The sequence below is a fragment of the Actinoplanes sp. NBRC 101535 genome (assembly GCF_030269225.1).
In the GTDB taxonomy this organism is placed as follows: Bacteria; Actinomycetota; Actinomycetes; order Mycobacteriales; family Micromonosporaceae; genus Actinoplanes; species Actinoplanes rectilineatus.
Window position 1 is genome coordinate 93,570 of record NZ_BSSY01000011.1, and the last position, 22,149, is coordinate 115,718.

Annotated in this window: 13 protein-coding genes; 6 read left to right on the forward strand and 7 right to left on the reverse strand. The window is 69.9% G+C overall.

Features of this window, described 5'->3' with window-relative positions; translation table 11 throughout:
• Positions 1-9: 9 nt before the first annotated feature.
• The 3 genes from QSK32_RS28250 to QSK32_RS28260 all read left to right on the forward strand — a co-directional run bounded on the left by QSK32_RS28250 (position 10) and on the right by QSK32_RS28260 (position 6,958).
• On the forward strand, positions 10-2,250 hold the full coding sequence (locus tag QSK32_RS28250; protein WP_285473626.1) for an ATP-binding protein: 2,241 nt from the start codon (positions 10-12) through the stop codon (positions 2,248-2,250).
• Positions 2,250-6,278, forward strand: a complete 4,029-nt coding sequence (locus QSK32_RS28255) for a hypothetical protein (protein ID WP_285473627.1) — start codon at positions 2,250-2,252, stop codon at positions 6,276-6,278. The genes QSK32_RS28250 and QSK32_RS28255 overlap by 1 nt, the downstream gene beginning before the upstream one ends.
• Before the next feature lie 92 nt (positions 6,279-6,370).
• The gene (locus QSK32_RS28260) at positions 6,371-6,958 is read left to right on the forward strand and encodes a hypothetical protein (RefSeq protein WP_157411434.1); all 588 of its coding nucleotides are present in this window, start codon (positions 6,371-6,373) and stop codon (positions 6,956-6,958) included.
• Here the strand turns inward: QSK32_RS28260 and QSK32_RS28265 are convergent.
• The 3 genes from QSK32_RS28265 to QSK32_RS28275 form a co-directional block, all read right to left on the reverse strand.
• The gene (locus QSK32_RS28265) at positions 6,930-9,662 is read right to left on the reverse strand and encodes an AAA domain-containing protein (protein WP_285473628.1); all 2,733 of its coding nucleotides are present in this window, start codon (positions 9,660-9,662) and stop codon (positions 6,930-6,932) included. The two genes, QSK32_RS28260 and QSK32_RS28265, sit on opposite strands and share 29 nt — an antisense overlap.
• Before the next feature lie 67 nt (positions 9,663-9,729).
• Positions 9,730-11,178: an ATP-binding protein gene (locus tag QSK32_RS28270; protein ID WP_285473629.1), complete on the reverse strand. Its 1,449-nt coding sequence runs from the start codon at positions 11,176-11,178 to the stop codon at positions 9,730-9,732.
• A gap of 103 nt (positions 11,179-11,281) precedes the next feature.
• Positions 11,282-12,571 carry an MFS transporter gene (locus QSK32_RS28275; RefSeq protein ID WP_285473630.1) on the reverse strand — a complete coding sequence of 430 codons (1,290 nt, stop codon included), beginning with the start codon at positions 12,569-12,571 and terminating at the stop codon, positions 11,282-11,284.
• A 66-nt stretch (positions 12,572-12,637) separates the two neighbouring features.
• Here QSK32_RS28275 and QSK32_RS28280 point away from each other — a divergent pair, with 66 nt between their 5' ends.
• Both QSK32_RS28280 and QSK32_RS28285 read left to right on the forward strand, forming a co-directional pair.
• Entirely contained in the window at positions 12,638-13,084 is a 447-nt protein-coding gene (locus tag QSK32_RS28280) for a MarR family winged helix-turn-helix transcriptional regulator (RefSeq protein ID WP_285473631.1), read from the forward strand.
• Positions 13,085-13,240: 156 nt separating this feature from the next.
• Entirely contained in the window at positions 13,241-16,384 is a 3,144-nt protein-coding gene (locus tag QSK32_RS28285; RefSeq protein WP_285473632.1) for a S8 family peptidase, read from the forward strand.
• Here the strand turns inward: QSK32_RS28285 and QSK32_RS28290 are convergent.
• The 3 genes from QSK32_RS28290 to QSK32_RS28300 form a co-directional block, all read right to left on the reverse strand.
• Positions 16,369-16,512: a VOC family protein gene (locus QSK32_RS28290; protein WP_285473633.1), complete on the reverse strand. Its 144-nt coding sequence runs from the start codon at positions 16,510-16,512 to the stop codon at positions 16,369-16,371. The two genes, QSK32_RS28285 and QSK32_RS28290, sit on opposite strands and share 16 nt — an antisense overlap.
• A gap of 38 nt (positions 16,513-16,550) precedes the next feature.
• Positions 16,551-17,450 carry a hypothetical protein gene (locus QSK32_RS28295; RefSeq protein ID WP_285473634.1) on the reverse strand — a complete coding sequence of 300 codons (900 nt, stop codon included), beginning with the start codon at positions 17,448-17,450 and terminating at the stop codon, positions 16,551-16,553.
• 355 nt (positions 17,451-17,805) lie between these two features.
• Complete coding sequence (locus tag QSK32_RS28300) at positions 17,806-20,019, reverse strand: RICIN domain-containing protein (protein ID WP_285473635.1); 2,214 nt, start codon at positions 20,017-20,019, stop codon at positions 17,806-17,808.
• Between the two features lie 108 nt (positions 20,020-20,127).
• On the opposite strand from QSK32_RS28300, the gene QSK32_RS28305 reads away from it, so the two are divergent.
• The gene (locus QSK32_RS28305; RefSeq protein ID WP_285473636.1) at positions 20,128-21,246 is read left to right on the forward strand and encodes a glycoside hydrolase family 19 protein; all 1,119 of its coding nucleotides are present in this window, start codon (positions 20,128-20,130) and stop codon (positions 21,244-21,246) included.
• 61 nt (positions 21,247-21,307) lie between these two features.
• Here the strand turns inward: QSK32_RS28305 and QSK32_RS28310 are convergent, their stop codons facing one another.
• The gene (locus QSK32_RS28310; RefSeq protein ID WP_045746576.1) at positions 21,308-22,138 is read right to left on the reverse strand and encodes a S1 family peptidase; all 831 of its coding nucleotides are present in this window, start codon (positions 22,136-22,138) and stop codon (positions 21,308-21,310) included.
• Positions 22,139-22,149 lie beyond the last annotated feature (11 nt).

Here is a 22,149-nt window from a genome sequence, read left to right on the forward strand (position 1 = left end):
GGTGCCGCGATGACCGGGCGTCATGAGCCGGCCACCGCGCATCTGCGGATCCGGCTACGGGCGATCAACCGGGCCCTGCGTGCCGCCGTCGCCCGCCAGGAGGCGCGGTCGGCCCAACTGAGCCGGCCGGACCTGGCCGCCTACTGCGTCACCGCCGACCACGTCGACGTGCTGCTCACCCAGGTCGAGGCCACGGCTGAGGGGCTGCCGGGCGCCGCCGTCCCGGAGGGCGCGCCGGCCACCCGGACCGAACGGGCCGCCGAGCAGGGACTCCGCCGCCTGGTCGCGTCCACCGGGGTGACCCTGCCGTTCGACGAGCTGGCGGGCCGTTACCGGATCGACCGAGCCGAGCAGGACGCGATCCTGCTGGTGGCCGCGCCCGACATCGATCGGAGCTACGAACGGGTCTACGCGTATCTCGCCGACGACCTCAACCGGCGGCGGCCGAGCATCGACCTGCTGATGACGGTCCTCGGCGGCACCCCGGCGGCTGCCGTCGCGGTCCGGCGGATGCTCGGGGCCGCCGGGCGGCTGCGCCGCTGCGGGCTGGTGCGAGTCGACGGCGACACGCTCGGACTCGCACCCGGCCTGCTGGAACTGCTGCTCGGCGCGGGTGGTGAGGCCGCTCTGATCGGCGGCGACCCCGGCGAGGTCGACCCGCCGATCGCCCTCACCCCGGCGCTGCCCACCGGCGAGCTGGCCCGGCTCGCCGACGCGATGAACAGCGGACGGATCGACCTGCTCGGACTGTGGCAGGGCACCTACCCGGCGCAGCGCGACACCGCTCTCGCCCTGGCCGCCCACGCCGGCCGCCCGCTGCGCCGCCTCGTGCCGGGGCCCGACGACCATGGGGGCGGCCCCGCATCGCCGGGGAGCGGCGACGCGATGGGGGCGTGGACCGGCGACGCCGGTGACCCCGCGACGCGACCGGACGGTTCCGCGGCGTTCACCACGGCCGTCGCCACCGCCGCGGCCATGAACGCCCTGCTCTGGATCCCGATGGACGATCTCCTCAGGGACACCGCCGCGGAACACGGCATCGCCGCGCTGCTGTGCCGCTCGCGGGTGCCGGCCATCCTGAGCGGGACGACGGCATGGCGGCCCGCCACGGTGCTTTCGCGCCGCGCGTACACCGAACGGGAATTGAACCCACCCGGCGCGGAGGATCGCCGCCGGAGCTGGACCACCGCCCTGCCCGACGGCGATCCGAAGCTGATCGATGATCTTTCGGGGCGCTACCGGCTGACCAGCGACGAGCTCGGCGCGGTCGTCGCGGTGGCGCGCGCCGAGGCATGTTTCGCGGGGAACGGCCTGCCCGCGCCGCTGGCTGATCATCTGCGGCCCGCCGCGCAGGTGATCGCAAGGGCCACCACCTCGGGGTACGCGCGTGCGCTCCGCCCGCGGCGCACCTCGGAGGATCTCGTGCTGCCTCCGGAACAGTCCCGCACCCTGCTGGAGATCGTCGGGGCGTTCCGGGCGTGGCCGCGGATCGCCGACGACTGGGGTTTCCGGCGGCGCACCGGGGATGCCGGGATGAAAGTGCTGTTCACCGGCGAACCGGGCACCGGCAAGACGCTGTCCGCGGAGGTCGTCGCCGGAATGCTCGGGCTCGACCTGCTCATCGTCGACCTGTCGCGGATCGTCTCGAAATGGGTCGGTGAGACGGAGAAGAACCTGGAGGCGGTGTTCGGGCAGGCCGAGGAGGGGCATGCGGTGCTGTTCTTCGACGAGGCGGATTCGCTGTTCGGCAAGCGCGGCGACGTCAAGCACGGAACGGACCGGTACGCGAATCTCGAGGTCGGCTACCTGCTGCAGCGGCTGGAGAGTAGCTCGGCGATGGTGATCCTGGCCAGCAACCTGCGGGAGAACATCGATGCGGCGTTCACGCGGCGGTTCCAGTTCGTGGTGAGTTTTCCGCGGCCGGGTCTCGAGGAGCGGAGACGGCTGTGGCGGCTGGCGTTCCCGCCGGAGGCGCCGCTGGCGGACGACGTCGACCTGGACGCGCTGGCCCGGCTGGACATGACGGGTGCGGCGATCGTGTCGGCGGCCCGCGACGCGGCACTGATCACGGCGTCGTCGGAGACGTCGGAGACGTCGGAGACGGCGGAGACGGCGGAGACGATCACGATGCGGGCCGTGGTGGCGGGTGTCGTCCACCAGTATCAGCGGGAGGCGCGTCTGCTGCGGCCGGGCGAGCTGGGTGCGTACGCCTCCCTGGTGACCGTGGCCGGCGACGGCCGGAGGCGCTGATGCCCACGCCGCCGCCGCGATCGGCCGCGTCGCCGTCGAAGGTGGCGGCGGTCGTGCCGCGTACGCCGGACACCCGCCCGGTGGTGGCCACGAAGCCGGCGGCCGCGGCGACTGCCGGGCCGGCGATCGGGCCGGGCGAGCCGCTGGCGCGGGTGTTGCAGGCGCAGATGTTGATGGGCAACGCGGCCGTGGCGGCCTCCCTTCTCGGAGCGCCACGGGAGGGCATTCCTCCTGGTGGGACCGTCGGCGTTCCGCTACCCGTGTCCCGGCCCAGCGCTGCCGTGGTCCCTGGCGGGCGGCCCGCGACGGTGCCGCCCACCCCGCGGGCACCGGTTGCCGCCCCCGCTGAGGATTCCCTGAAGCAGGCGGCCGACCCGGCCGCCCTGGCACCGTCCGCCCCCGCGCCGGCGAAAGCCGAAGCCCCGCCGCCCACCGAAGGCGGAGGCGGTGGCGCTCGACCCACTGCCGATCAGCACCCCAAGTTCGGCGTGCTCAAGCGGGACGTGTCGACCAAGAAACGCCGGATCGCGACGAGCCACCCGCCGGCCCGGGCCGAGTCCGTTTCTGCCCAGTCCGCCGCGGTGCCGCCACGCGATGACAAGGAGGCCCAGGGCAAGGTCGCCAACGCGGACCGGATGAACGAGGCGAAACCGAAGTCGTTCGACAAACGGGCGTTCGTCGACGCGGTGAAGAAGGCGGTGGCCGACAAGGCGCCGAAGACCCTGGAGGACGCCGAGGCGTTCCCCGACTCGGACCAGCCGCAGCAGATCAAGCAGGACGTGCAGCACCGGGTCGACGAGGGCCGGACCGAGGCCGCCGAGGAGATCAAGACGACCACGGACGCCCCGCCGGACACCTCCGGCGCGGTGGAGAAGAAGGTCGTCCCGATGGTGCCGGACCGGCCGCCCGGTGTTCCCGGCACGCCCGACCCGGCGAACGCCACCCCGGACAGGTTGCCGCCCGCCGCCACCGACCTGTCCGCCGGTCCGCGGGAGGTCGACCGGGAGATGGCCGGCGCCCAGGTCACCGAGACACAGCTGGCACGCTCCAACGAGCCGTCGTTCCAGGGTGCCGTCAAGGCCAAGAAGGGCCTGGAGAAGGACTCCGCCGAGTCGACGCCGGCGATGCGCGTCCACGAGGCCGAGGTGTTGGGTGCCACCACCGCCGGCGCCCGGGCCGTCGCGGCCGCCGGCATGAAGGGCCTGGCCGGTGCCCGGGTGGCGGCGGGCCGGGCGGTCGGTGCCGGGAAACAGGGAGCCAAGACCACCGACGAGCAGAAACGTGCCCAGGTCACCGCCACGTTGCAGGCGGTCTTCGACGCTACGCGCAAGGACGTCGGGACCATCCTCACCGGGCTGGACCGGCTGGTCGACGACCAGTTCAACCGGGAGGAGAAGGCCGCCCGGACCGCGTTCACCGCCGAGCACCGGCGGGCGATGGCCGAGTACAAGCGCCGCCGGTACAGCGCGTGGAACGGCACCTATCTCTGGTTGAAGGACAAGGCGTTCGACCTGCCCGACGAAGCCAACCAGATCATCGACGAGGCCCGCCGGCACTATGTCGAACGGATGGAGACCGTCATCTCCAACATCGCCGACACGATCGGCGGTGAACTGACCCGGGCGAAGGACCGGATCACCCGGGGACGTGCCGACCTGCAGGCCGAGGTCCGCAGACTCCCCGCCGATCTGCGGGCGATCGGCCGGGAGGCGGCCGCCGACTTCGCCGACCGCTTCGACGAGTTGGACACCGCCGTCGACGAGAAGAGCGGCGAACTGGTCCAGACGCTGGCCACGAAGTACAACGAGGCGCTGAAGTCGGTCGACGACGAGGTGGCCGCCGAGAAGGAGAAGAACAAGGGCGCCCTGACGAAGGCGATGGACGCCGTCAAAGGCGTCATCAAGACCATCATCGACCTGAAGAACCTGCTGCTGGGCGTACTGGCGAAAGCCGCGAGCGCGGTGATGCTGATCCTCAAGGACCCGATCGGCTTCCTGCGCAACCTGGTCGGCTCGGTCGGGGCGGGCCTGAAACAGTTCCTCAAGAACATCGTCGGACACCTGCAACAAGGCATGATCAGCTGGCTGCTCGGGGTGAGCGCCCAGGCCGGCCTGCAGCTCCCGAAGAGTTTCGACGTCCGGAGCATCATGCTGCTCCTGGCCACACTGCTTGGCCTGACCTGGGGTTTCATCCGCTCCCGGATCGTCCGCAAGGTCCCGGAGAAGGCGGTGGCCGCCGTCGAGTCCGGCATCGACCTGGTCCAGAAGGTCCGCAAGGGCGGCGTCGGCGCCCTCTGGGACGAGATCAAGTCCCGGATCGGCGACCTGAAGAAGACCCTGATCGACAAGGTCATCGAATACCTGGTGCCGACCATCATCGTGGCCGGCATAACGTGGGTGTTGTCCCTGCTGAACCCGGCGTCCGCCTTCATCCGGGCCTGCAAACTGATCATCGACATCGTCCGCTTCGTGGTCGAACGCGGCCGCCAGATCCTGGACTTCGTCAACGCCGTCCTGGACGCGGTGATCGCCATCGCGAGGGGCGGCTCGGGCGGCGTACCCGGCATGATCGAGAACGCCCTGGTCCGCGCGATCCCGGTGCTGATCGGCTTCTTGGCGGCGTTGCTGGGCGTCGGCGGGATAGCCGCCAAGGTCAAGAAGATCTTCGAGGCCCTGTCGAAGCCGGTCGCCAAGGCCATCGACTGGGTGGTCGACAAGATCGTCACCTTGGCCAAGAAGCTGTGGGCCAAGATCCAGGCGAAGCTCGCCGCCGCCCGGCGTAAGGCGACGCAGCTCAGAGACAAGGTCCGGGACAAGGTCCGCGAAAAGTTCGACCGATCGCGACGACCGGACCAGAAGAAGCGGCAGGGCGACAGATCCGCGGATGCCGGTGGGGCCGGACTGAAACCGGAGTGGGAAACCGTCTCGTTCTCGGCCGCCGGCGAATCGCATCGACTGTGGATCGAGGTGACCGGCGGCCGGCCCGGCCTGATGGTCGCCAGTACGACGGCAGCCGTCACGTCATACCTCGCGGATGTCGTGAAGCAGAATCCGGAACCGGCATTGATGGCGCGGGTCTCCTCGGCGCAGAAGATCGTCGCCATGGCCGACGCCGACGCGTTGGACATCGTGCGATCCGCCGCGACCGCACAGGTCACCGATGCGGGTGTCAGGGCCAAGCTGAGGGCCAAACACCGGGCCCTCGTGGGGGAGATGCGGGAACTCGCCGGGCATCTCGCCGCGATCTTCGCCTTCCGGCAGCCCATCGCACCCCATATCGGAAAAAAGATCGATCCGATTCCCGAGGCCCCGCTGGGCTACGCGTTCTGGCAGGACAAAGGGGCGTTCGAATACGGCGTCGACTATGATTACAAGGAGATCAAACGCCTTCCGGGTTTTGCTGCGATGGGTGAGACGTTTCCCCTGGTCCATGTTGACAAGAATGATCTGATAGCCACGGGATCCGGGCTTCTGCGTGCCGAGAACGAGGTTGTCCGAACCTATCAGGATGAGATCGACAAAGTGCAGAAGGCTCATGGGCCGCTCCGGGGCAACCCGAGTGAGCCGGTCAGTCAGATCAACGGTTCCCCTCTTCCGGCTTACCGGATCGGACGCCGGAAGCAGATGGAGTCGATCATCCGGGTCATCCGTTCCACTCCCAGAACCGGGGAACAGCTGGTCGCCGTCGAGGAGGCTCTCGGGCATGGCAAGGGTTCCACGCGGCCCGACTACGGAGTTCGCGGCGCAGCCGGAACCGAGATCATGATCGAGTACAAGTATTGGGCCGCCGCGCCCGACCCGGCGACGTTGGCGAAACGGTTGACCTCTCTCCGCGCCCAGTTGCGTGGCCACATCACGGGAGGGGTGGCGAAATTCGGTGGAAAGAACGTCACCATCGTTCTCCGGCTCGAGTGGCAGATCTTCGATAGGATCACGCAGCCGGAGCGGGGGCGATATCTGGCGGTGATGAGGAATGTCCGGAACTTCGCGGCGACCCAGAACGTTATCTTCGAGACGAGGTTGAAATAATGGGTTCATTTGTCGACACGGTATTCGCCGTCGGCATGAAACTGATATATGAGCCCCCGCGGAACGAAACGTTGCGCCGTGTGGTGACCGCATTGAGTGATTGCTCCGGTGTTGCTTTTCTTCCGGAGGAGCCTGAGGCACTCGACGACCCGGAGGTACAGGACGTCACTCTGATCCACCCCTCCTACACCGCGGCGAACGGATTTCCGAACTCGTGGATCTCGGTGTCGGTGGGGTCCTATCCGGAGTCCCGGCTCGGTGCGGTCTTCGTCAACATCCTCCTCGCGGAGGTGGAGGACCAGGTCGAGGCGGAGTGGTCGGCCGGAGAACTCATCTTCCGGCGTCTCGTCTCCGAGATGAAGCCGCTCCTCGGCTTCATGACCGTCTGGGTCGTGGACGATGACGACGACGATCCGATGTTCCCGTCGGAGAAACCGCTGGACGGTTCCGTGCTCCCTCGAGAGTTCACGCCCCTGACGTATTTCTCCGGGCCGGACCGGGACGAGTCGCTTCGCCGGAGACTGGAGGCTCTGACGGTTCCGGTGTCCCGGCCCCTCGACAGCGGTTGGCTGGTCCAAGCCGTCGACCGGCCGCACGACCAGCCGCAGGCCGCGTTCCTGGACGAACTTCGAGTCTTGACAGACCGTCCCATCAGCTATCGGCGGCCGGGGCCGGACTGAGTCCCCCACCGGTGACGCTGACAGCGGCGGCGATCTCCAGGGCGGCTCGGCGGGGGTCGCTGTTCCACCTGGTCGGGAAGGCGTCCAGGACGCGCCAACCCGCGCGGTGCAGAGCCGTCTGCCGGGACAGGTGGGCGTCCACGCCGTCCGGGTGGATGGTGCAGAGCACGCCGGTTGCGGTTTCGGGTGGGCCCGCGCACAGGTCCAGTTGCCACGGGCCGACCGTGTAGTCCGGGCGTACCGGGACGTCGAGGTGTTCCAGCTCCTTGGCCAGGTCGGCGGCCCAGCCCTGGGGAGTGGCGTCCGGCTCCGGCATCGTGGGGTTCTGAGCGTGTGACAGGTAGTCGCCGAGCAGGCCGGGGGACCGGGTCAGGGACGTGACCAGGATCAGGCGTTTGCGGGCTCTCGTCACCATCACGTTGAACAGCTGCGGGTCGGTGACGAAACGGCGGCGGCCGGCGGCGTCCGACGGGAGCAGGCCCAGCGAGACGATCACCGTGTCGGCCTCGCTGCCCTGGAAGGCGTGGACCGTGCCGACCCGCAGGGCCAGCTCGTCGATGCGTTCCACCGAATACTCGGCGATCAACGCCTTCTCCAGCGCCTCCGCCTGAGCCCGGAACGGGGTGATCACGCCGATGCCGCGCCGACCGGCCGCTGCCAGGACGGAGACCTGCTGGAGGACGGCGGTGACCTCGGCCTGGTTCACGCCGTTGGTCACGGTCGCCTCGTCGACGTGAACGACGTCGATCGCGCGGGCGGCGTCGGCGGCCGGGGTGCGGGTCATCACCGCGATCCGGTCGTCGTAGAAGCGGCGCGCCGAGAACGCGATCAGGTGCGGCACGCTGCGGTAATGCTCGGCCAGCCAGGTGACCGGGGCGGCTGCGGCGGCCAGGTCGTAGGCGCTCACCCTTCGGACGTCGAGACGATCGTCGGCGCCGTGCCGGTCCAGGACCGAGGTCACGTCGGCGTCGCTCACGAACGAGACGAAACGCAGCTGGCGGGGGTCGCCGACGACCAGGGCGCGGCTGGCGCGGGCCAGCACCGGGGCGGCGCGGATCTGGTCGACGTGGGACGCCTCGTCGATCACCACCAGGTCGAACAGGCCGGGCACCGCGGGCAGCAGGTCCTCCACGTCGGCGACCGTGCCGATCCACAGCGGCAGCGCCCGGACCAGGGGCTTCGCGTCCATCCTGGCCAGTAGTTCGCGCCTGCGGTTGCGGCCGGCGCGCAGCGCGGTGGCCAGGGCGGCGGTGGCGCGCCGGGCCTCGGCGTCCCAGCGTTTCTCGCTGCGGGCCTCGTTGCGCATCGCGGTGCCGACCGCCAGCCGCAGCGCCTCCTCGGCCTCGTGTAGGGCGGCCCAGTGCGGCGCCAGGTCGGTGCCGCCGGTTGCGGCGAGGTGGGCGGCGGCACGCTGCGCGACGGCTGCGCTGATCGCCTCCATCATTCTCTCGTCGGGTACGCCTCCGTCAGCCCGCAACCGCCGTCGCACGCGCCGCCGACGCCAGCGAGCCCGCCAACCCTGATCGGGATCAGCCAACCGGGCGGCGAGGGTGGGCAGGTCGACGCCGTCGTCGAAGGCGCCGGGGGCGTCCGCGGCCAGGCCGGACAGCCGTGGCTGCCAGGTGGGCGCCTCGGCCGCCAGCCGCTCCTGCTCCAGGATCCGGTGGATGGTGGTGCGCTCCGTGCGTACCCGATGATGGTTCTGCTGGACCGCCTCCCGGTCGGCGCGCAGCCGGCGTGCGGGAACGCCCTGGTCCGCGCCCGCCGCGAGGGTGGTGGCGAGTTCCGCGTCGCCGAACAGCACCGGGGTCGGGCCGGGATAGCGGTCGAGGAGTTTCGCGAGGACCTCGGCGGCGTGCGGCGACTGGGTCGCCACCAGCACGGATCCGCCGCGATGAACCACCTCGAGGGCGGCCGCGACGACGGTGTGGCTCTTGCCGTTGCCGGGCGGGCCGGAAACCACGGTGATCGGGGACGTGCGGGCGCGGGCGACCACCTGGGCCTGCGCTTCACTGAGCGGCAGGGGCGAGAGGACGTCGGATGTCTCGGGCGATGTTTCGGAGATGTCGGAACCGTAGACAGCCGCCAACGCAGTCCCGGACAGATCCCGGCCGGCCCAGTTGCGCAGGCTGTCCCGCAGGCCGCCGCCGAAGACGTCCCGCACCACGAACAGCCCGGCCGCCGCCACCAGCACCACCCGATCGGACGGCAGCCGCTGATGAGAACCGGTCACCGCATCGAAGGTCAGCCCGGTGTTGTCAGCCACCGACGTGAGCCAGGCACGGCTGCCGATCGCGTCCAGCCAGCCCGCCGTGCCGAGCCCGGGCGCCGACTCCAACGCCGCCGCCAGCTCACGGTCGGTGACCAGCGGGGTGATCTCCACGTCACCGGCGGGCGTGACCTTGTAGCCGGTGAGCGTCCGGTCCAGGCGTACCGGCTGGCTGAGCAGCGGCAGCCGGATCTTGCGCCTGGCGCCCTCGATCTCGGTGCTGCCGGCCAGGAAACCCCAGCCCCGGTGCAGGATCCGCTCCTCGCGGTGCAGGGCGTCGAGTGCCGCCAGCCGGTCGACGTCGGCCTTGCGCGGGGCACGGTCGGCGTCCTTGAGCCAGACGAGCGGCTGCCCACCACGGGTGACGTCGAGAACCCGGTCGGCGGTGGCGGGCGCCAGCTCGCCCAGTACGGCGAGCACGGTCGACGGGTCCATGGCGCCCGAGGCTACCGGCCCACCGTTCCCCGTGTAACTGTGCGTCGCACTACCGGCTGACCAAGACTCAGACTGCCCAAGCGCCGAGAACGTCATCCGGGCCCCACACCACGTCGGCGAGGCCGGTCACCGCCGGTTCCACCCCGGAGCGGCTCACCACCACGAGGCCGCTCCGGCTGGGCTCGAACCCCGGAATCATCGGTGCGTGACGGACCAGATCGGCGAAGTGGTGCCGGTCGAACGGTCCGTCCTGCCACTTTATCGACCCGGCGAACGCCACCTGCTTGGCGACCGGGGCCTTGTCCACACCGACGAGATCGATCTCCGGGTTGCCTTTGCGGTTCCACCAGCCGCCGACTTCGAGCACGTCGTCCCACGGCAGTCTTCCTTCGCTGCCGGCGCGGGCGAGCGCATCCTGGATCAGTGGTTCGACGGCTCTGCCGCGCCACGACGACCAGCGTTTCGCGATGATGGCCCGCGCGCCCGCATCCCGTCCACGCCGGACCTGTTCATGGACGTCGCGCAGCATCGCGACGTACAGGCTCAGGTTGCTGTCTGCGATCCGGTACAGGGCCAGCTTGCTCGGCTCCGTGGACAGCGGCCGATCCACCGCGATGATCTTCTTCTGGCCGGTCAGCCGGTGCATCACCGGCGACAGGGTTCCCGAACTGACCCCCTCGCCGCCGCTCCCCGCCTCGCCGGCGATGTTGCTGAACGTCCGGCCGCCCAGCCCGCCGATCGCCTCGAAAGCACGGCTCATCATGTCCGGCAGCGGGAACTCGGATGCCAGGGCAGCCTCCGGCACCGTGAACAGTGGCGAGGACTGGTCGACGACCTGGGCGTTGAGATAGTCGAGCGCCGGCATCCCGGTCTCCCAGGTCGAGACGATGCCGGGCAGCCCGCCGGTGACCAGATGCGCATCGATGGCGTCGGAGCCGGTCACCCCGGCCTGCTGCGCGACCTCGGCAGGGTTCAAGGCGTTGAGGATCATGCTGTTCGCGCGGCCGTAGAACGGCCGGTCGTACTCGGTGAACCGCTGCATCATGTGCAGATCGCTGCCGAGCAGCAGCAGGAGAACGGGTTTCCGGGACAGTCCGCGGTCCCAGGCGACCTGGAGGTATCCGTCGAAGGTCACTGCCTGCTCCGACAGCCAGGGCAACTCGTCGAGCACCACGACACTCGGGCCGTCGGGCAGTACGGAATCGAGCAGCTTGAACAGGTCGCCCCAGTCGGCGGGTGCGGTGTCCGGCAGGGTCTCCCGCACCCGGTCCGACACCAGTGACGACTCGCGCAGCGTGTCCAGGAATTTGCCGAGGGACTCCCTCGGTGACGCACCCTTGACGGCTGTGAAGAAGCAGTACGGGACTTCGGCTCGATCGCAGACTTCCTGCACGAGGCGTGACTTGCCGACCTGTCGGCGGCCACGGATGGCGACCGCCTGCCCCTCGCCCTGCGACCGGATCCGATCCAGCCGTCCAAGGAGCAGGCCGAGCTCCCTGCGTCTTCCTACGAACATCGGGTGCCCCAAGGTAGATCTCATCTAACTTCGATTGAGCCTACCTCGATCCGAGCAACCTCCAGGCCCGCTGACGGCGTCCCGTCGCGGATCCGGGGATCAATCACCGCGGGCGGGTGGTCTCCTTCTCGAAGTCGATGGCGTCGGGGGCGCCGCCGAACTCGTCGGCGATCTCGCCGGCCACCTCGTCCGCCGCGTGGGGCGGGGCGGCCGCCATGTCCGCGTCGGCGCGGGACAGGGCGCGGTGTCCGGTGGTCAGGACCGCGACACCGGCCAGGATCGCCACCGCACCGACGAGGAACGGCACGTGCATGCTCCAGTGGTCGACCATCTTGCCGGCGGCGAACGGGGCGAGGCCGCCGCCGATGAAGCGGACGAAGCCGTATGCCGCGGAGGCCACCGGGCGTTCCACCGGGGCGACCAGCATGACCGCCTGGGTGGTCAGCGTGTTGTTGATGCCGGCCACGATCCCGGACGCGATCACGCAGGTGATGACCACCCAGCGGACGTCGGTGAACACGCCGATCAGCAGGATGAGCAGGGCGAACGTGCTCAGGGCGCCGTACAGCGAGGGCGCGGTGCCGAACCGGCGCTGCAGCCACGGCGCGCCGGTGATCGAGAAGAACGCCAGGAGCAGGCCCCACGCGAAGAACACGAATCCCAGCTGGATCTCGGTGAGTTCCATCGGGTACGGCGCGTACCCGAGCATGGTGAAGAAGCCCCAGTTGTAGAGCAGTGCCGTCACACCCATGGTGAGCAGGCTGCGGTGCCGCAACGCCTTGATCGGGTCGAGGATCGACGGCGGGTTGGCGGGTTTGGGCAGTGGTTCGACCAGGACGACCGTGGCGAGCAGGGCGATCGCCATCAGGACGGCGACGCCGAAGAACGGTCCGCGCCAGCTGACCTCGCCGAGCAGGCCGCCGACCAGGGGGCCGGCCGCGATGCCGAGACCGAGCGCTGCCTCGTACAGGATGATCGCCCCGGCGAAGCCGCCGGTCGCCGACGCCACGATGACGGCGAGGGAGGTCGCGATGAACATCGCGTTGCCCAGGCCCCAGCCGGCGCGGAAACCGACGATCTGGTTGATGGTGTCGGACAGGCCGGCGAGGGCGGCGAAGACCACGATCAGGCCGAGGCCGGCGATCAGGGTGTTCTTGGCGCCGATGCGCCCGGCGATCCAGCCGGTGAACAGCATCGCAACCGCGGTGACCAGCAGGTAGCTGGTGAAGAGCAGGCTGACCTGGCTGGGTGTGGCGTTCAGTTTGCTGGACAGGGCGGGCAGGATCGGGTCGACCAGTCCGATGCCCATGAAGCTGACGACGCAGGCGAACGCGACGGCGAAGACCGCACGGGGCTGCTTGAACAATGACGGGCCGGGAGCAGCGGAACTCACCGGATCACCTCCGCGAGAGAGTTGGTGGGTACATCCGGTACTCAAGCGTAAGTACATAATGAGGTTATGCAAATGGTGTCAGAGGCGAGTCGTGGGTCACAGCTGCTTCCGGTGCTGGGTGATCTGGTGCGCTTCCTGCGGCAACTGGAGGGCCCGGACAATCCCAGTCCGGTGGCGATCTCGGTGCTGCGCCGGCTGCGCGACGAGGGCTCGGCCCGGGTGACCGACCTGGCCAAGGCGGAACGGGCCTCGCAGCCCGGCATGACCCAGCTGATCGGGCGGATGGAGAAGGCCGGCCAGGTGCGCCGTGTTCCGGACCCCGCCGACGGGCGCGCGGTGCGGGTGGAGGCGACGGCCGACGGCCTGGCGCTGCTGGAGCGGACCTATGCGCATTACGCCGCGACGTTCGACAAGATGTTCGCAGAACTCGATCCGGCCGACAGCGACGCGATCATCCAGGCGCTCCCGGCACTGCGGCGTCTCGCGCAGGTGCGTGCCGAGAACATCAGATAGGGGTACGAGCTACTCCTGCACCGATGCGGGCAGAGGAGGACGCGGCCCGCCGTGTCCACATCGCGCCATGGCGACGGGCGGTCAGGCCCACGAAACATCTATGTCAAAAAAGGAACCCGATGATGCGTGGAGTGACACACGCATGAAGGAGTTCCCATGTTCGGTCGTCTGCTCGCCGGTGTGCTCGTGGGCGTCGCCGCGATACCGGTACCGGCGTTCGCCGGTGCGCCGCCAGTCCATGAAGAACCGGCCGCGGCGCCGGTGCACACCCTCACTCTGATCACCGGTGACGTGATCCAGATCGGTCAAGCCGCCGACGGTCGGCAGACCGCCGCGGTGACGCCGGCGGCCGGCCGTGAACGGATCACGTTCCACACCGTGGAGGCCGACGGTGGTCTGCGGGTGGTGCCGTCCGACGCGATCCCGCTGATCCAGTCCGGGCGGGTGGACGCCGAGCTGTTCGACGTCGAGCGTCTGCTCGCCGACGGCTACGGCGACGCCACCACCGGCACCCTGCCGCTGATCGTCTCCGGCGGTGCCGCACCCCGGGCCGCCGGCACCGCGCTGGGGGCCGCGGGCACCGCGCTGACCAGTATCGACGCCGTCGCGATCCGGCCGGAGAAGGACACCCTCGCGGCGTTCTGGCAGGCACATACGGACCCGTCCACGTCCCGGACCGCGGGAGACCGGCGGATCTTCCTGGACGGCAAGGTCAAGCCGGTGCTGGACCGCAGCGCCGCCCAGATCGGCGCCCCGGCCGCCTGGTCGGCGGGCCTGGACGGCCGCGGCGTCAAGGTCGCCGTCCTGGACACCGGGGTGGACGCGGCGCACCCCGACCTCGCCGGGCGGATCGCGGCCACCGCCAACTTCAGCAGCAGCCCCGACGTGGTGGACCGTTTCGGTCACGGCACACACGTGGCGGCCACCGTCGCCGGTTCCGGGGCGGCGTCCGGCGGCACCCGCAAGGGCGTCGCGTACGGCGCCGAACTGCTGATCGGCAAGGTGCTCGGCGACGACGGGTACGGCTACGAGTCCGAGATCATCGCCGGGATGCAGTGGGCGGTCGGCTCCGGCGCGCGAATTGTGAACATGAGCCTCGGCGGTTCCGCCACCGACGGCCTGGACCCGATGAGCCTGGCCGTGGACGAGCTAAGCGCCGCGAGCGGAACGCTGTTCGTGGTCGCGGCCGGCAACGAGGGCACCGCCTCCAGTGTGGGCACCCCGGGCGCGGCGCCGAGCGCGCTGACCGTCGGCGCGGTGGACCGGGACAACCGGATCGCGGCGTTCTCCAGCCGTGGACCACGGCTCGGTGACCTCGGGCTCAAACCGGAGATCACCGCCCCGGGAGTGGGGATCGTGGCGGCCCGGGCGGCGGGCACCGCGATGGGCGAACCGGTGGACGCGAACTACACCGCGGCGGACGGCACCTCGATGGCGACGCCGCACGTGGCGGGCGCGGCCGCGATCCTGGCACAGCAGCACCCGGACTGGACCGGGGCGCGGCTCAAGGAGACGCTGGTCAGCACCGCCGTGACCAGCGCGGGCGCCACCGTCTACGACCAGGGCGCGGGACGGGTGGACCTGGCCCGCGCGACGACGCAGCGCATCAGCGGGACACCGGTCGCCGACTTCGGCCGGCACAGCGTCGGGGAGGAACCGGGGCGGGTCACGCGTACCGTCGAATATCGCAACGAGGCGGGAACCGCGCCGGTGACCCTGACCCTGCGGGCGCCCGCGGCAGTGACCCTGAGCGCGACCACGGTGACCGTGCCCGCCGGTGGTGTGGCCGCGGTGACCGTGACGCTGAACCTGACCGGCGCCAAGCCCGCACAGGTCAGCGGCTGGATCACCGCGACCGCCGGCGACGTACGGGTGACCACCGCGGTCGGCGCGATCATCGACGGCCCGGTCCGCGAGGTCACCGTTCGTGCCGTCGACGACCGGGGCGCGCCGATCAACGTGCCGGCGCTGACGATCTTCGGCGACGACGGGCGGTTCGACGTGATGGGCTCGTTCGACAAGTCCGGCGCCACGCTCGGTCTGCAGGACGGCACCTACATCGTGACCGGGCTGATCGAGCTGGCCGCCGCCGGGAACGAGGTCACCTACGTGGTCGTGCCGGAACTGACGATCAGCGGCGACACCACGATCGTGCTGGACGCCCGTAAGGGCAAGCCGATCGTGATCGAGACACCGCGACCCGCCGTGCAGCGGTCGATCATCAGCTACTTCGCGCACCGGGTGACCGGAAGCGGACGGTCCATCTCGCACGGGGTGATGCACTTCGCCGGCATGGACGCGGTCAACACCGTGCCGACGGCGAAGGTCCGGTCCGGGGAGTTCGAGTTCTCCTCCCGGTGGCAACTGGCCCCCGACGGGTCCGACACCGCCTTCTACGACGTCTTCCAGGTCTCCGAGGGGCAGATCCCGTCCCAGATCAAGTATCGGATGACCGCGGCCAACAGCATGCGGATCGCCACCACCTACGCCCACAACGGCGGCGAGGCGCAGGTCCGCGAACAGCGCTTCGGCTGGCGGCCCTGGCAGGACTACAGCTGGAACGACACGTCCCGCGCGGTACGCACCCCGTCGTCCCGCGAGGAGTGGGTGTCCACCGGTGACACGGTGTGGCAGCACATGGTGCACAGCGCGTACCCGTGGAACAACTTCGGCCCGCTGCAGGGCGGTTTCGTGGAGAAGCCGGTGAGCTACCGGCCCGGGCACCGGACCGAGACATGGGGTGGTGCGGTGGTCCGCCCCGCCGACCTCGGCTCCACCCGCACCGGCGACGTGCTGCAGCTGAAGGTGGCCGAGTTCGTGGACAGCGACGGCCACGCCCAGTACGGGTTCGCCGACGACAACGTGACCGTGAAGCTGTGGCGCAACGGCACCCTGATCGCCGAACCGTCCGGCGGCACCTTCGCCGCGACCACCACTGCGGGCAAGGCCTCCTACCGGCTGGCGGTGACCACCGGACGGTCCGGCGAGGAATGGGTGTACGCCACGAGCACGTCCACCGAGTGGACCTTCACCTCGGCCGCGGCGGGCCGGTTGCCGCTGCTCGGGGTGGATTACACGGTGCACCCGCTCGGTGTGAACCTGGCCTTCTCCGCAAAAGTCAGATCGTTGAAGGTGGAGACGTCCACCGACGACGGCACACTGTGGCGGCCCGCGGTCGTCCTCGGCAACACCGCCCTGGTGCTGCCCGGACGCAAACCGGTGTCGCTGCGGGTGACGGCCACCGACACCGCCGGGAACACCCTGAAGCAGACGGTGATCCGGGCCTACGCGCCGTCCTGACCGGGATACCAGCGCAGCTCGACGGTGTTGCCGTCCGGGTCGCTGACGTAGATCGAGGTGCCGGTGCCGCGAGCGCCGAATCGCGGCACCGGTCCCTCGACCACGTCGAACCCGCCCGCGTCGATCACCGTCCCACCCCGCATCGACGCCGTCGTCCATGTGGCCACTACGTGCGCAGGTTCGCCTTGACCGCGGAGAGAAGCGGGGACAGCGCCACGTCACCGTCCAGCAGCCGCTCGATGGCCGCGCTGTTCTCCTTCATGCACGCGATGTCCTCGTTTACCCCGGCCATTGTCATATCGATGCCCTGGTAGATGTCACTCCAGAAGTAGCCGTCCCCGTCCAGCGGGGCGAACGGAACCGCGACGATCCCGGTCCCCGCCGCGAGCCGCTTCTCCGACCCGTCGGTCAGCAGCGCGAACCGCAACCGATAGATGTGGATGACGGTGGGTGACTCCCGGGCCGGTGTGCCGAACCGCAGCGCGAACCGGTCCGCCTCGTCCGGCCCCTGCTGCTGACCGACCGGAACCTCCAGCTCGGTGCCGTCCGCGGGCTCCAGCGGCAGCACCACGTCGTAGCTCGCCGACACGGCCAGCGGCTCCCCTTGCGAGGCGCACTGCCGAAGGACCATGGAATCCTCCACCGTGACCCCGACCCGAGTGATCACCGACCGCCGCGTGCCCCGGTTGTGCACGGTGAACTCCACAGGCGGCGGCTCGTACGCCGAGAACTTGTCGTTCGGATCAGTGCGTTCCGGGTCCCGTACGACCAGGTCGATGGCGTTCACATCGGAGCCCGCGGAGACAGTCGGGGCCGCGGAGGCGGGCGCGGCCGTCGTGGGCACCGGCACATTCGTGGCCGCGGGCGCACCGGCGAGCATCTCCCGCCAGTCGGGCACGGCCGCCAACACCCCGACAACCAGAGCCGCGAAACTGGCCAGCGCCACCAGAGCGGTGAGCCCGGGCCACCCTTCCAAACGCCGCAGGGCGCCCTCCCACCGCCGCACCCCGCCTGTGACCTGTTGCCCGCCGTCACCGTCCTGAGGCGGGTCCCCGTTGTCTGCCACCTGGCCTCACCGCCCCGCTCACCCCGCGTTCGGAGGAGCCCAGTTTAGTGGTCCCCGTCGATCCCCGCGTCCCGGTTTCACCGGGCGCCGCCTCCTTCGTCTCGCGACGAGCCGCATCGACATCGCCGATGGCGGAGAGACCTGTTCCCGTCCGGCATCGTCCTGGGTGTCGCCGCCGCCTTCATCACCGGCCTCGGCCGTGAGCCGGTCGCCGACCCGGCGCCGCACGTGGCCGGCATCGACGCCGCGGTCCGGAGGGCGAGCGGCGGCCTGCGGGGCGCGTTCCTCGGCGAGTGGACGGCCGCGGGGGCCGGCCGCCCGGATGGGCGGCGGACCCCCGCGTGACCTCGTCGGACTACGGGAAACTCACCAGCGGTGATTCGGTGTGGCCGCTGCGGGCCGCGTCGCCGGTGTCGTTGATGACGTGGGCGATCGTGCCGACACCGCCGAGCGAGACGGTGATCATGTCGTGGAACCTGACGCCGCTGGTCACCGGGGTTTCGAAGGCCCGGGCGTTGACCACCGACGGGTCGGTGCTGAAGAAGCAGTAGCTGCCCAGGCCCCACGCCTCGTGGCTGGTGACCGCGGCGCCGACCTTGTACGCCGCCCAGCCCTGCGTCGTGCCGTTCATGTAGACGCCCTGGTGGTACGGGTCGTACGGCATCTCGTTCTGGTAGAAGTAGGTCCGGCCGCGGTTGCCGTTCCAGATCGTCTGGTATTCCTGGTAGTGCTCGACGAACAGGCCGTAGAAGGTGACGTCGTCGCCCTCGACGATCAGACCGTTGCGGGCGGTGTTCACGTCCCAGCCGACGGTCTGGTCGTTGCCGTGGTCGGCGCGCCAGATCCAGGCGTGGTCGCCGATCACGTCGTCGCTGTTGACCTGCACGCTGACCGTGGCCCGTCCGGCGACCGAGCCGCCGACCCGGACGAACACGTCGGACAGCACGGTGGGGTCGGCGGCGTGGTCGGCCGCCGAACCGGCCGGGCCCACCTGCAGCAGGGTGTTCGAGGTGGTGGTGCCGGCGTCGAAGAGTACCCCGGCGAGCTTGACGCCGTCGACGTCGGCGATGTGCATGGCGTCGACGCCGCCGTCGGGCATGAACGTGGCCAGGCCCAGGCCGAGGATCACGGTGTCGGCGCGGGTCACGTTCAGGGTCCGGTCGAGGTGGTAGACGCCCGGGGTGACCAGCAGGTTCTTCCCGGCGGCCAGGGCGGCGTTGATGGTCGCCGCGGTGTCGCCCGGCTTCACCACGTAGAACGTGCTGATCGGCAGGGAGGTGCCGGCCGGGGTGCCGTTCGCCCAGCTGACGCCGGACGTGCCGGTGCGCAGCGCCGGGACGAACACCTGGTAGGCGCCGTCGCCGTCGACGTACAGGTAGGGCTTCTCGGCGACCAGCGGCGTCGTGCCGACCGTGGTGTAGCGGGCGTTGTCGTCGAACTGCTGGGCCGGGGCGCCCGGGCTGCCCACGAAGACGTGGTTCCAGTTCGTGCCGCTCCAGCTGGTCATCGACGAGTTGCGGGTGAGGAACTGCTGCTGCGAGCCGGCCTGGATCTGGCCGTCGACCTGGGAGTCGGCGATGAAACCGCCGGAGGACCAGCCGCCGTCGGACAGTGCCAGGTTGCCGCGGACGTGCATCCGGCGGTACGGGGCGGCCTGCGACACGGCCCACCGGTCCTGCCCGTCGGGCGGGGTGACGGACAGGCCCTCCGCGGACCGCCAGAAGTTCTGGGTGGCGTTCTGCGAGCCGTCCGGCCACCAGTCGGCCTCGACGTGCACGTGGCCGTTGATGTCGACCTGGTCGGGGGTGAGGCCGAGGCCGGCGACCTGGGTGAAGAAGCCGACGTTGACGTCCGCGTCGTAGCTGCCCGGCTTGAACAGCAGCGCGTACCGGGCGTCACCGAACTGGTTGTCGACCTGGGCGTCGAACACCGTGTTCAGCTTGTTCTGGATCGTCGCCGCGGGCATCGACGGGTCGAAGACGGTCACGTTCGGGCCGAGGTCCGGGTTGTTCGGGTTGTCCGGCACGCTGCTCGGCGGTGTGGTCGGTGTCGTCGAGCCACCGGTGAAGGTCCACTTCTGGTTGGCGCCGCCGGAGCACTCCCAGATCTGCAGTTTCGCCCCGTCGGCGAGGTTGCCGTCCTTGATGTCGAGACACTTGTTCGCGGCGAGGCTCACCAGGTCGTGCGTGTCGGCGTTGTACGCCCAGCGCTGGGTGGCGACGCTGTCGTAGCAGTCCCACAGGTGCACCACCGCGGCGTCGGCGGTGTTGTTCTCCGCCAGGTCGAGGCATTTACCGAGGCCTTTCACCTGGCCGTTGTCGGCCAGCGTCCAGACCTGGTTGGTGTTGCCGGTGGTGCACGACCACATCTGTGGCTGGTTGCCGTTGGCGGTGCCGCCCTCGGTCACGTCGAGGCACTTGCCGTTCGCCGAGCTGACGATGGTGCCGCTGGCGGCGGCCAGGGCCTGGGTCGCACCGGTGACGGCGAGACCGGCCACGACCAGGGCGATGACTCCGGCCGCGAGCAGGCGGGACCGGCGCAGAGGATGGCGCGGGTGGGAGATGGACATGTCCCCAGTACACCGATCCGAGGACGACGAATTGTCGACGAACGATTGATGGGCGACGTCGACGAGTCGTCAACACGATGTCGACAGCCGCCTATTCCACTGTTCCGCATGCGACTTCAAGGAATCCTGGTCCTGGTCATGGCCGCGACCGCCGGCCTGACCGCGCTCACCGGCCAGGCCGCGTCGGCGGCCGCGAGCAGCGGCACCATCACCAGTTTCGCGAACGGCAAGTGTCTGGACGTCACCGACGGCAGCACCGCCAACGGCAACCAGCCGCAGATGTGGTCCTGCAGCACCGGCAACGCCAACCAGAGCTGGACCCTGACCGACAGCGGCCAGGTGCAGGGGCGCGGCAAGTGTCTCGACCTGGCGGAGAACAACACCGCCAACGGCGCCGTGGTGCACCTGTGGGACTGCTACGACACCGTTGCCACCCAGAAGTGGGCGTATAACTCCACCAGTCACGACCTGGTCAACCTCGCCGCGAACAAGTGCCTCGACATCACCGGCAACAACCTCGCCGACGGCGCCAAGCTGCAGATCTGGGAGTGTTCGGGCGGCGCCAACCAGAAGTGGAACGCCCCGGCCACCGGCGGTGACACTCCGGGCGGCTTCGTGGTCACCGAGGAGCAGTTCAACCAGATGTTCCCGAACCGGAACAGCTTCTACAGCTACAGCGGACTGGTCACGGCGATGAGCGCGTACCCCGGCTTCACCAACACCGGCAGTGACACGACCCGCCGGCAGGAAGCGGCGGCGTTCCTGGCGAACGTGAACCACGAGACCGGCGCCCTGCAGTACATCGTCGAGCTGAACACCGCCAACTACCCGAACTACTGCGACTGGGGACAGCCCTACGGGTGCCCGGCCGGGAACGACTCGTACTACGGGCGCGGCCCGATCCAGCTGTCCTGGAACTACAACTACAAGGCGGCCGGTGACGCGCTCGGCGTCGACCTGCTGAACAACCCGTGGCTGGTGCAGACCGACTCCGCGGTGTCCTGGATGACCGGCCTCTGGTTCTGGATGACCTCGTCCGGCGCGGGCAGCATGACCGGCCACGACACGATGGTCACCGGCGCCGGCTTCGGCGAGACCATCCGGACCATCAACGGCGTGCAGGAGTGCAACGGCGGCAACCCGGAGACGGTGCAGATGCGGGTCGACGCGTACCTGCGCTTCACCGCCGTCCTCGGCGTCCCGGCCGGTGACAACCTGTACTGCTGACCCGCTGAAACGAGCGCCCGCGCGACCGGATCCGGCCGCGCGGGCGTACCCGATGACGGGTTTACGGCTTGGTGAGCAGGCAGCCGGAGATCGTCAGGTCGATGGTGCGGGTGGAGCTGACGCACGTGGTGAACCAGTACGTCTCCTGGCCGTAGCTGCGGCCCTTCAGGACCGTGACGTTGCCGGACGCGTCGACCTCGCACGGGTTGTTCAGGGTGCAGGTGTCGCCGTCCTCGTTGCCGGTGTTGTTGATGCCGATCAGCTGGCCGGTGGCCTCGCTGACGATCGGGGATCCGGAGGTGCCGCCGATGGTGTCGCAGTCCGCGTCGTAGCGGATCGAGTCCGTCCAGGTCCACTCGTCCTCGCGGAGGGCGGTGACGAAACCGTCGATCGAGCAGTTCCAGATCTCGCGCCAGTAGCCGGACGGAATGGCGATCGACGTGCCGGCGGCCGGGTGCGCGGCGGAGATGGTCAGCGGGGTGGCGCCGTACGAGCTGGACAGCGCGGCGAACGTGGTGTTCAGCCGGTAGAGGGTGACGTCGGTGCCGGTCATCGTCGCGTACAGCACACGGTTGGCACGGACCGTGCCCAGCGCGTTGCCGGCGCTGTTCAGCAGGGTGCCGGAGCGGGTGCTGGCCCGGTTCTGGATGACGACGCCGTCGTCGATGAAGCCGCCCTCGTAGCAGTGCCCGTTGGTGAGCATCATCGCGCTGTCGGTGCTGACCGAGGTGGGGAAGCGGACCAGCGAGGCCGAGCAGTTGCTCAGCGCGATGGTGTTGGCCAGCGTGACCGCGTCGAGGGCCGCGGGGGTGGCGGCCTGGGCCGGAACGGTCGTGCCCAGGACGGCGACGGCGGCGGCGGCCAGGGCGACGAGTGCCCGTTGAAGGCGCATGAAGGGTCCCT